Source organism: Streptomyces sp. NPDC021224 (assembly GCF_044332905.1).
GTDB lineage: Bacteria > Actinomycetota > Actinomycetes > Streptomycetales > Streptomycetaceae > Actinacidiphila.
In genome coordinates, this window is sequence record NZ_JBIRPW010000006.1 from 506955 (window position 1) to 518857 (window position 11903).

4 protein-coding genes are annotated in these 11903 nt (G+C 68.2%); 2 read left to right on the top strand and 2 right to left on the bottom strand.

The annotated features are described in order from the left end of the window. Window positions 1–277: 277 nt before the first annotated feature. A complete protein-coding gene (locus ACH4PY_RS18735; protein WP_398183364.1) occupies window positions 278–1543 on the top strand; it encodes a hypothetical protein in 1266 nt (421 codons plus the stop codon). Window positions 1544–1980: 437 nt separating this feature from the next. On the opposite strand, the gene ACH4PY_RS18740 is transcribed toward ACH4PY_RS18735, so the two are convergent. Beyond that, window positions 1981–2529, bottom strand: a complete 549-nt coding sequence (locus ACH4PY_RS18740) for an Imm21 family immunity protein (protein ID WP_398183367.1) — start codon at window positions 2527–2529, stop codon at window positions 1981–1983. Between the two features lie 236 nt (window positions 2530–2765). After that, window positions 2766–7205 carry an FG-GAP-like repeat-containing protein gene (locus tag ACH4PY_RS18745; protein ID WP_398183371.1) on the bottom strand — a complete coding sequence of 1480 codons (4440 nt, stop codon included), beginning with the start codon at window positions 7203–7205 and terminating at the stop codon, window positions 2766–2768. Between the two features lie 769 nt (window positions 7206–7974). Between ACH4PY_RS18745 and ACH4PY_RS18750 the strand changes: the two genes are divergently transcribed. Further along, a partial coding sequence (locus tag ACH4PY_RS18750; RefSeq protein WP_398183374.1) for an RHS repeat domain-containing protein occupies window positions 7975–11903 on the top strand: 3929 nt, incomplete at its 3' end.

Consider the following 11903-nt stretch of genomic DNA (forward strand, 5'->3'; position numbering starts at 1 on the left):
TTACCGATGGCCGCATTGACGTCGGCGACGGGGAACCTTACGTTCCTGCGAGCAGAAACTATCGCAAGTTTCCGAACGAACGTCGGTGCTGCTGTCAGACGGGAGTGTGCGCCGGAACGAGGCATGGCCGGATCCCGCGTGCCGCAGACCCGGCGTACGGGCGGCGCGAGTACCGCCCCCGCCTCAGACCGCGTGGCCCGGCGACGAACCACGGCATCGACAACCGCGCCCCCCACAAGACCCGGTAACCGGCCCACCCCCCCACGCAGGAGCCGCCATGCTGATTCCCCGCCCCCTCCGCCGCCCCGCGGCGGTGCTCACCGCCGCCCTCCTCGCCGCCGCTGCCGCGCTGACCGCGGCGCCGCCCACCGCGCGGGCCGACACCCCGGCCCCCCGCGCCTTGCTGGTCGGGCAGAGCAACACCGGTGCCTGGAACGACCTGACCTCGGCCACCGGCGCGGACCCGCAGGGCGGTTCGGTCTACTACAGCGTCCGCGACGGCGGCTTCTCCGGCGCCTGCGGCACCACGTGCGAGAGCACGTACGCCTCCTTCCTCGCCGACCGCGGCAAGCAGATCGAGGTCGGCGTGAGCTGGAAGGACAACCCGCCCGGCTGGGACGGCAACGACGCCGACAAGCAGACCGCCTCCCAGCAGGCCACCGCCGCGATCGCCGCGGGCGGCTACGACCAGCAGTTCGGCGCGCTGTCCTCCTTCGTCGCCGCGCACCCCGCGGCCACCTTCCTCGTCCGGGTCGACTACGAGGTGAGCACCCCGTGCTTCTGCACGGGCGGCACCGACTGCACCCCGTACAAGAACGCCTTCCGGCACGTCGCCCAACTCCTGCGCGCCCAGAGCGGCGCGGGCAACCGCGTGCAGTTCGTCTACCACCCCGTGCGGGGCCAGTTCGACGCCCTCTACCCGGGCGACGACGTCACCGACTGGGTCGGCGTCAGCGTCTTCAACAACGACCTGTGCCAGCCCTACCGCGAGAACGGCACCACCTACTGGAACGGCACCGAGGACACCGCCGCCCGCACCTGCTCCGGCTACTACGACGACTACGTGAACGGCAACGTCAACGCCATCCCGCACGCCTACCCCGTCGACCTCAACATCCTGCGCATGATGTGGTGGGCCCAGCAGCACGGCAAGCCCATGCTGGTGGCCGAGTCCGGCGTGCAGCGTATGTCCGACACCCTCGCCTCCGACGGCACCCAGCCCGACGCCGACTTCACCGCCTTCATGCAGCGCCTCACCACCCTGCTCACCTACCGCGGCCCGCTCCCCAACGGCGTCATCGACGGCGCCCAGACCCACTTCACCGGCACCGCCTACGACCTCTCCCAGGTCATCCGCGCCGTCACGTACATCAACATCGACTGGCGCTACGGCTTCGACGGCCAGACGTCCCCCACCTCCCCGATCGCCCTCCCCCCGTCCAGCGGCTGGTACGTCAACTCCCTCCTCAGCCACTACCCCCAGGGCCGCACCACCTTCTGCCAACTCCTCTCGACCACCTCCTTCGCGACCACCTGCCACTGAGCCCCCGCACGGCCCCCGGCCGGTGAACCAGCCTCCCGACGGTCGGGACCCCGGAGCTTTCCGGGATCCCGACCGTCGGGTGCGGCAGAATCGCCCCGCTGCCGACGGCTCCCACAGTGCCGGACAATCCCCGCGGGGCGGAGGAACTAAAGGGGGCCGAATGGAATATCCGGATCTGTCACCTAACGGGACTTCACGGTTCCCGATCCCCATGCGGGCGGTGGGCCGGCTGGGCCATCGGTACGGAATTCAGGGATCCTATGAGGCGCGCTGTCCGGGCTCCCCGTTCATGAATTCCCGGATGTCGTCAGATTCGGCATGAGCGAGATTCTGGACCATCGAGCGGCCCGAGGCCAGGTCGCCTCCGCGATCTCGGCTCGGTCGTACGACCTCCGTCACGCCGGGGTACCTTCCACGCGTGGGCCAACGCTGCAGAACTACGCGTCCACGGGAAGGATCTGGACCAGACCGACGGAGGTTCGCCCATCCATTCGGGTGTGGGCGGCCCGGATCGTCCACACGCCGGCAGGCAGGGGGACGGGAGCCTGTTCAGGCCGTCCGCCCGCGGGATACTCCACGTTCAGGTCGGCTCCCGCTACGGCTGAGTCCATGAGCACGGCCGGCCCGTCCGTGGCCCAGGTGCCGCACTCCTCCCACGGGGCGGTGGCATCGGCCAGCACCGCTTTGACGGCGGCGACCAGATCGGCCTCGGAGTCTGCTCCAAGCCAGCGGAGGAACACTCGGTGCTCAGCGAGGAAGCAACTGGTGGCCGGCTCATCGGCGAGTACCAGCGCCTGAGCACCGTCTGCGCCCACCTCTATGACCCCGGCCAGGTCCTCCACATCGCAGGCCCGGTCGTAGTCGTCCGGGAAGTCCCCGTCGCTTAGGACGATTCCGTCTCCCGTGCAGCCATGCCATGCGGCCAGTGCCGAGGCAGGGATGGCGATGAGGGGGCCACCCATCGATTCGACCCAGCTGAGGTTCACGCTCAAAGTGTGCCCTTGGGCGCTGACAAGGCGGAGTGCGGGGCTTGTTGGAGACCGGACTCGTGAGCGTGCGGGCGATCCGAAAAGCGTGCTGAAGGGAGAGTCGCTGGTCGGCGGGGGTAGCTTGCAGTTCGTCGAGACGGTTCGGCTGGAATGACAGATCGCCGGTAGCAGGTTTTTACGTCGCGGCGGTGGGCGGTGCCGGATTCGGTACCGCCCACCGAATGGGGCTTCAGCTAGATCAGCGAGTCGTAGATCTGCCAGTCGGGCCCTATGTATGTGCGGGTCAGGAAGGGGGTCGTGGCGTTGCCGGTGCCTTGGTAGAGCCAGAGGTCGCCTGAGGTGGCGCGGCCGACGAGGTCGGGTTTGCCGTCGCCGTTCACGTCGCCGGTTGCGGCGATGGCGTTGTAGGTGTTCCAGTCGGTGCCCACGGAGTTGCGGTTATGGAAGGGCGCTGCCGGGTTTCCGGTGCCCTGGTAGAGCCAGAGTGTCCCGGTTGAGTCGCGGGCGACGATGTCGGCGTTGCCGTCCCCGGTGAGGTCGCCTGTGCCGACCAGGGAGGTGTATCCGCCCCAGCCGGTGCCGATGGAGGTGCGGTTTTGGAAGGGTGCTGCCGGGTTTCCGGTGCCCTGGTAGAGCCAGAGTGTCCCGGTTGAGTCGCGGGCGATGAGGTCGGCGTTGCCGTCTGCGGTGAGGTCGCCTGTGCCGACCAGGGAGGTGTACTGGCCCCAGCCGGGGCCTACCTGCGTCCGTGGAGCGAAGGGCGCGCTCGGATCGCCTGTTGCCGGGTAGTACCACAGCGTGCCGGTGGTGTCGCGGCCGACGAGCGTGCCCGTACCGTCCGACATCTCACGGCTGACGCTGGTGATGATGTCGTAGGTGTCCCAGTCGCCGCCGATTGGGAACCGGGGGGCCAGCGGAACCGATCTCGCGCCCATGCCGTGGTACTGCCACAGTGTGCCGGAGGTGTCCCGTGCCAGCAGCGTTCCGAGCTGGGACGGCAGGGGGACGTTGGCCATGGCGGCGATCTGCTCGCCGTTCAGGACGGTACCGTTCCAGGTCTGGACGTTGGAGACGCTGCCGCTGAAGTAGTCGGCGCGCGCGCCGTTGTTGAGGTCGTTGCCGAGTGTGAAGTTGCCGGTGAACCCGGATACGGCGGTGTGGGTGCCCTGGGCTATGAGCCGGTCGTCGACGTACAGGCTGGCGGCCTTGGTGGCGGGGTCGTAGGTGGCGATCAGGTGGGCCCACTCGCCGACGACGGCCGTGCCGCCGGCGACACAGTCGTAGGAGCGTGTGGCGTCGGCGGTGGCCAGGCAGAACGCCCACCGCCGGTCGGTCTGGGGGTACAGCAGGAAGCCGGAGTTCTTGGTGCCGTCCTGCGAGGCGATGACACCACCGACCGCGGAGGACTTGGCCCACAGCGACAGCGAGAACGGGGCGGACATGGACAGCACAGCGGTGGTGGTCATCGACCCGGTGGTGCCGTCCAGAGCCAGGACGTGGCCGAGCGCGCCGTCGGTGTTCCAGGTGGCGCCGGCCGGCGAGCCGTTGAGGGTGAGGCTGCCGCTGGTGTCGGCGGCGCTGGCGGCCGGGGGGTCGTGGGAGGTGGGTCCGTCGTCGGTGCTTTCGACGGTGCCACCGTCGTCGAGCGGCCAGACGTGATCCGGGCTGGAAATCTTCTGCACGGGCTGGGCGGTGAGCGCGGTGCCGTTGAAGAGGTAGGCGGTGACCTTGCCGCTTGTGTCGACCTTGCGCAGGTCGGGGGTGCCGTTGCCGTCGATGTCGGCGGCCTGGAGGATCGGGGCCGCGGCGCTGGTCCAGCCGCTGGTGGCGAGCTGCACGGGGGTGGCGGGGTTGCTGTTGGCGAGGTTGGCCAGGTCGTCGGGGCTGTAGTAATACAGCGCACCGCTGCTGGTGTCGCGGGCGAAGAGTTCGGGCAGGCCGTTGCCGTCGAGTGCGGAGGAAATGGTCCAGCCGGTCCAGTCGCCGGTGCCGGTGGGGTTGACGGAGGAGAGCGGGAGTGCGCCCTCGATGCCGGTGAACGCGCCGGGGGTGGTCGCGGCGCCTTCGTCCAGCAGGTTGCCGCCGATGACGACCAGCAGGTCGGGGAAGCCGGAGAGGGGGTAGCCGCCGACGGTGTTGTAGAGTCTGCCGCCGCTGGCGATGGAGGTGACGAAATTGTTGGTGCGGCTGTCCTGGAAGACCGGGTCGGCGACGTTGGCCTGGTTGCCGCTGGTGGGGGAGAGGGTGGCGCCGTCGCCGTTGCCGTAGAGGACGGAGCCGCTGCCGGTGGCGGGGTTGTAGTCGAGGACGTCGTTGAAGCCGGCGCCGTTGGCGAAGTGGCCGGTGACGGCCTGGGTGCCGTTCCAGTCGGCGGGCGAGCCCGCGGAGTTGACGCCGGTGCCCTGGGCACCGATGTCGGTCGCGCCGGTGTTCACCTGCCCGCCGTAGGTGGCGTGGGCGAGCCAGTAGCCGCTGGGCAGACCTGCCTGTGCGCCGACCACGGTCAGGTCGGGGTGTCCGTCGCCGGTCAGGTCACCGTCCGAGGCGGTGGCGGCCGGAGCGGCGTAGACGAAGCAGTTGGAGGTGTCCCCGATGTTGCCGCCGGCCGAGACCGGGGTGACGGTGAGGACGTTGGTGCCTCTGGAGGGCGTCACGCTGATGCTGGATCCGGTGCTCGTCTCGGGTGCGGCGCCGTTGAGCTGGTAGAGGTAGTGGTCGGGCGTCGTGCTGTCGCTGGACGCCAGGTTGAACGTGGCGGGTGTTCCGACCTGGTAGGCGACAGCCGATTCGCTGCAGTCGACGTCGGCGGTGTCTTTGATGACAGGGGGTCCGGATCTGGTCGGGTCGACGGTGAACGTGCAGGTTGCGGACGGCGCCGAGGTGTATTCGCCATCGCTGGCCGTGACGGTCCACGACAGTTCGGTCGGGGCGGTGGTGCCGAGCAAGGTGTGCAGATTGGCCTTGGTGAGGGTGTAGGCAGCCCTGGTGCCCGAGGCGGCGCTCACGGTCTTAGAGGTGAGGAGCGCTTTGTCGACGGTCACCTGGAAAGTGGCGCTGAGCGTTCCGCCGTCGGTGTCGTTGACGCCCGCATAGAGGGTGACGTCGCCGTCGCCCATAATGCCGCCGGTGCAGTTGCGGGAAGGTGAAGTGGTCAGCAGGGTGGGCTTGGCGGGCTTGTGGTCGTACGTGACGGTCATCTTCATGGTGGAAGGGTCGAACTTCTTCCACTGGTCCCTGTCGCCGTTGTCACTGGCCTGGAGACCGAAGGTGACCGAGGAGGCGGGGGTGTTGGCGATGGCCTGCATGGTGCTGTGGATGTCCCAGCCGACCGACGCGGCCGGGCAGTTGGACGACCAGCCGTGCGCGACGGTCTCGGTGTCGACCTTGGTCTTCCACGCCGGGGGGTTGTCCCAGGTGGTGGCCGAGGAGATCGCGCCGGTCGTCCACAGTTCCACCGGTTCCGCGGCGCAGGAGGCGGAGTGGGTCTCGGTGGCGTAGAAGTGCGTTTGGGTCGCGTCGATCGTGGCGTCGTAGATCTTGCTGCTGACGCTCATCCGCACGTAGGCGTTCGCCTTGTAGTACGGCGATTCCCATCCGTTGTAGCCGACACGCAGGCCCTGGGAGTCCTTGGTGTTCCAGAAGCTGGTGGAGTGGTTGTAGGAGCTGGTGTAGGTGTAGCCCTGCGATGAGCCGCCGGCGGCGTAGGGCGGGTCGATGTAGAGCGGGTAGACCGTGGAGTCGCTCTTCAGCAGCGAGGCGTCCGGCGTCAGCGCCATCGTTCCAGCCGTGGTGTCGGGCCCTGTGCCATCGGTGTAGACGGCCTTGACCGGTGCCACGTGCGCGCCTGTGCCCGGCGCGAGCGTACTGGACGTTTCCGGGTCGCCGGAGCCGGACGGGTCCGTCTCCGGTACGGCGGACCGGGCCGACACTGTTCCGTCGGACGGCGTTGTGGCCGAATCCCACATCAGGGGTGCGGGGGCGGAGAAGACGGTGCGGCCGGCAATGTCCTTGGCAGTGAAATTGCCCGCTGCATCGGTGGCCGGTGTGACGCCCTTGGCCTGGGTGGCGAACGCCAGGCTGGTCAGAGCCGGATTGGCCGCGGCGGTGGCGTTCTTGACGACCAGAGACTCGGAGAAGCCGCCCTGGACGTCAGCGGCGATCACGAGATCGACTCCGGGCAGGACATCGGTGTAGGTGGCGCTGCTCCCGGACAGGGTGGGGGCGGGCAGGTCGCCGAGGGAGGCGGGCAGTGCCAGGGACAGGGCGCGGCCGGTGTCCTTCATCACTGCCAGGGGGCCCGATCCGCCGCCGGACAGGGTCAGGTCGGCGGTCGTCAGGGCTGGTGAGACAGAACCGTCCGCGTTGCGCACCAGGTCGGCGTCCAACGGTTTCCACGCGCCGGCTGTGTATTTGCGGACCGGTACAGCGTTCTGGGTGAGGGTGAACGTGCCGTCCGCGTTCGCCGACTCGGTCTCGGTGGACGTGGTGGCCGACTCCACACTCACCGTCTGCCCGGTGGCGACGGCTTTCGCCGAGGCGTCAGCTTCGTCGGTGGTCGTCTTGGGCGCGCCGTTGGCAGCTGCCGTCTTCGGCGCGGCGGGAGCCGCGTGTGCCGGTACGGCCGCGACGGTCAGTGACAGCGCGCCGAGCGCTGCGGTCACCAAGGTGGCCACGGCGCGGCGGGTCCGAGCGGGTCTCACGGAAAAACTACCCCCACATTCGGCATTTGGGCCCGGCCGGGACAGGTCGTTGGGCCGGGCAACTACCGGCCGAGCATCTCCCGAACCAGGGTTTCTCGTCGACCGTATGCCGTAGGCCGGGCGAATCGCGCATGGGGGAAATGGTGGGCATGTGGTCGGATTTTCCACAGTTCCTTCACAATTACTTTACAAAAACATTGCATTCTGATGTCCGGCATATCGGGCATGAGGGTCTCGGCGTGATCCACGTCGCCGTGCGATAGTCGTCGCCGCTTTACCGGCTCGCCGAGAGCCGGGGGTTGGTCATGCCTGCTCGCAGGCAGGTTCGAGGGTGGGGCAGGTGCCGTTGATGGCTCGCGTTGCGTGGCTCGGTCGCGGAGTTCGCTTTCCGCGGTCACGAAGCAGGTGGGTGGGCGTTGTTGCGGCGCTTGCGGTCACCGTGTCGCTGGCGAGTGCCAGTCCGGCGGCGTCTACCCCCACACATGCCGGTCCACCGCCGATACGTCAGACCAAGCCGGCCTCCGGCGTGACGACTCTGAAGCCGAAGAAGGCCAAGGTCGAGGACCAGACCAAGCGCGCATTCCACGCCGCGCCTGCCCACTGGCCTGCCGCCGCCAGCGGCACTGCCGCGCTACCGACACCCGTCGGCAGGCAGCCCGGGGCAAAGGCGTCGGCGTCCGGAACGCCTGTGTGGGCCAGGGCTGTTGCCCCGAAGGAGGGTACGTACAAGGGCCCCAGCAGCATGGCCGTCAAGGTGCTGCCGCACAGCGACGCGACGAAGCTAGGCATCGACGGCGTTGTCTTCACTGTCGGTTCAGCGGCAGGCGGCGCCGGGGACATCCAGGTCGGACTGGACAGCTCCGTATTCGGGCAGGCATACGGCGGCAACTACGCCTCACGCCTGCACCTCGTCCAGCTTCCGGCGTGCGCGCTGACCACACCGGACCGGGCAGCATGCCGCAGGCAGACCCCGCTGGCCACCTCGCAGGACTCCGCTGCGCAGAGCATCTCTGCCACGGTCGCGCTGACTTCGCCGGCGGCCGGTTCCGCGCAGAGCACCTCGGTCACACCGCCGGCCACGACCTCAGCCCTGATCCAGCAAGCAGCACCGGCCGCCATGGTGCTCGCCGCCGACGCGGGCTCTGACGGCGGCGGGGGCGGCGACTACTCCGCGACCGCGCTCAAGCCCTCAGGGTCGTGGTCGGCAGGAGGGTCTGCCGGCGCGTTCACCTACTCCTATCCGATAGCTCTTCCGGGTACCTCCGGCGGACTGGAGCCGACGGTCGACCTGGGTTACAACTCGGGTTCGGTGGACGGCCAGACCGCATCGACGCAGTCGCAGTCCTCCTGGGCGGGCGACGGTTGGAACACACAGGATTCCTACGTCGAGCAGACCTTCGCCTCCTGCTCGGAGAAGCCCGAGGGGAACGCCTCACCGGTCTCCACCGGAGACAGGTGCTACGACGGGCCTATCCTGACGCTTTCCCTGAACGGCTCGTCCACATCCCTGGTCAAGGACTCCGCCGGGAGCTGGACGCCGACGAACGACCAGGGTGAGAGGGTCACCCACGTCACCGGTTCGGACAACGGAAGCGGCACCTACAACACCGACTACTGGACCGTCACCTCGCGGGACGGCACCACCTACGAGTTCGGCCGCAACCAGCTGCCGGGCTGGACCTCGGGCAAGGCGACGACCAACTCCGTGGACACCGTGCCGGTGTACTCGGCGCATTCGGGCGACCCGTGCTACGACTCGGCCGGGTTCGCCTCGTCGGTGTGCACGATGGCCTACCGCTGGCACCTGGACTACGTCGTCAACACGCACGACGACGCGATGGCGTACTACTACCACCAGGACACCAACTACTACGGTGAGGACAACGGGGCCCACAACGTCTCGTACGTACGGGACTCCTACCTGGCCCGGATCGACTACGGGTTCCGTGACGGCGGAGCCTACGGAACCGTCCCGGACCAGGTGGTGTACACCGCCGCCACGCGCTGCACCCTGGAATCCTGCGACGCGCTGTCCAGCAGCACCGCAGCCGCCCAGTACCCGGACGTACCCTACGACCTGGTCTGCGCCTCTGGAACGACCTGCCAGCAGCAGTCCCCGGCGTTCTTCTCGACGGCACGACTGGCCTCGATCACCACGAAGCAGTGGGCCACTGCGGCAAAGGATCACCTGCCGGTGGACACGTACACCCTGCACCAGTCGGAGCCCGCGACCGGTGACGGCTACTCGCCGACGCTGTGGCTGTCCTCGATCTCGCACACCGGCAACCACGCCATCGCCGGTGGGCCCAGTGATGCCATCACACTGCCCGACGTCGAGTTCGCAGGCACCGACCTGCAGAACCGGGTCGACACCTCCTCTTTCCCGGGCCTTTTCCGCTACCGGATCTCGGCCGTGACCAACGAGATGGGCGGCATCACCTCGGTCACCTACGGCCTGCCGGAGGAGTGCACCGCGGCCTACGTTGCGAGCGCCAGTCCGTCGTCCAACACCAAGTCCTGCTATCCGGTCTCCTGGATGCCGAAGGACTACACGGCTCCGATCACCGACTGGTTCGAGAAATACGCCGTCACCAAGGTCCTGGAGACCGACATCACCGGCGGTGCGGTTGCCAAGGAGACTGACTACGCCTACACGGGCGGGGCGGCCTGGCACCACGACGACAATGAGGTAGTCAAGGCCAAGGACCGCACGTGGGGCCAGTTCCGCGGCTACGGCACCGTCACTACACGGACCGGTGACAGCGCCAACGACCAGCAGACCAAGTCCGTGGCCACCTACTACCGCGGCATGGACAAGGACTGGCTTTCGTCCTCCTCGACCCGCACGGTCTCGCTCACCGATTCCCAGGGGGGCCAGCACACCGACAGCGACCAGCTTGCCGGCAACATTCTGGAATCCACCAACTACCTCGGTGACGGTGGAGCCGTCACAGACTCGACTGTCACTTCGTACTGGGTGTCGCCGGCCACGGCCACACGCACCCGGACGGATCTGCCGGATCTGACCGCGCACACGGTACGGAAAGCCGAGGTGTGGAACCGCCAGGCGATCACCGGCGGCGGCAGCACGTCGTGGCGCTACACGGAGACGGACACCGCCTACGACGCCATCCCCACGGACGCGACCTTCGGCCTGCCGACGTACACGTACGCCCACACCGTCCCCGCGACGAGTGCCTACGACCAGTGCACCGCCACCCGATACGCGCCGGCCAACACCGCCAAGAACCTGGCGGGCCTGGTCTCCTCCCAGGAGACGGACTCCGTCGCCTGCTCCGGGTTCACCGAGAACAGCACCCCGAGCGTCCCGAAGACCTTCAACTCCCTCGGCGCACCGACATCCGTGAGCCGGCCGGCCCAGGTGGTTTCAGCCACCCAGAACTTCTACGACGACGCCTCCTTCGCGACCACGTTCCCGCAGGAGTCCGCGCCCACGATCGGCAACGTCACGATGGCGCGGAAGGCGTCGGGATACAGCAGCGGCGCGTTCACCTGGCAGACCACGGCGCGCTCCGGCTACGACGGCTACGGACGAGTGGTAGTCGCCTATGACGGCAACGGCAATAAGACCACCACCTCCTACACGGTCGACAGCGTCGGCTTGACCACCACCACGAGCGTCACCAACCCGAAGAACCAGACAGCGTCCACGACTGTGGACCCGGCCCGCGGTGTGGCGCTCACCACCACGGACGCCAACGGACTGACGACGACCGCCCAGTACGACGCACTCGGCCGCACCACTGCGGTCTGGCGGCACAATCGTCCGACCAGCGATCCCGCCGACGCGCTGTTCACGTACACCCTCTCGAAGAACAGCCCGTCCGGTGTCACGGCCAAGGCGCTCAATGACTCGTCCGGGTACATCACCTCGATAGATCTCTACGACTCGCTGGGCCGCGAGCGGCAGTCGCAGTCGCCGACGCCGCAGGGTGGGCGGATGGTCACCGAGTCGGTCTACGACTCCCACGGCTGGGTGCGCAAGAAGAACAGCGCGTGGTGGGACAAGGACCACCTGCCCGCCCTCGGCTTCGCCTCGGCGCAGGACTCGGAGATCCCCAACCAGGATCTGTTCACGTACGACGGTCTGGGTCGGACGGTGGTGGACGAGTCCGACGCCTACGCGGTGCCGAAGCAGACCACGACGACGGTCTACAGCGGCGACACCACGACGGTCTTCCCGCCGGAGGGCGGGACGGTGCAGTCGACCACTGTCGACCCGCTCGGTCGTACCGTGTCCGTTGCGTCCTACAGCACCCCGCCGACGCTGTCGAAGCCCGCGAACTCGTTCACGGGTGTGTGGTCGGTGAGTGGCGGTACGTCCAATGCGATCACGTACGGATATGACGGCCACGGCAAGCAGAACGCCGTCGCGAGCGGCGGCAGCACCTGGTCCACCACGTTCGACCTGCTCGGCCGTGTGACTGCCAAGTCCGACCCGGACGCGGGCACGAGCAGCATGGCCTACGACGCCGATGGCAACGTCACGCAGACCACGGACGCGCGGGGTAAGAGCGTCTCGTTCGTGTACGACGTGCTGAACCGGAAGACGGCTGAGTACGCGGCGCCGCTGGACGGGCAGGCGTCGGCGAACCAGGTCGCGTCGTGGGTGTACGACAACGACAACGCCGTTGCCGGCGTCACGGACGC

What these genes read in the sequence shown, in the direction of transcription:
- ACH4PY_RS18735 (WP_398183364.1), top strand. Translation starts at nt 278, where the DNA reads ATGCTGATTCCCCGCCCCCTCCGCCGCCCCGCGGCGGTGCTCACCGCC.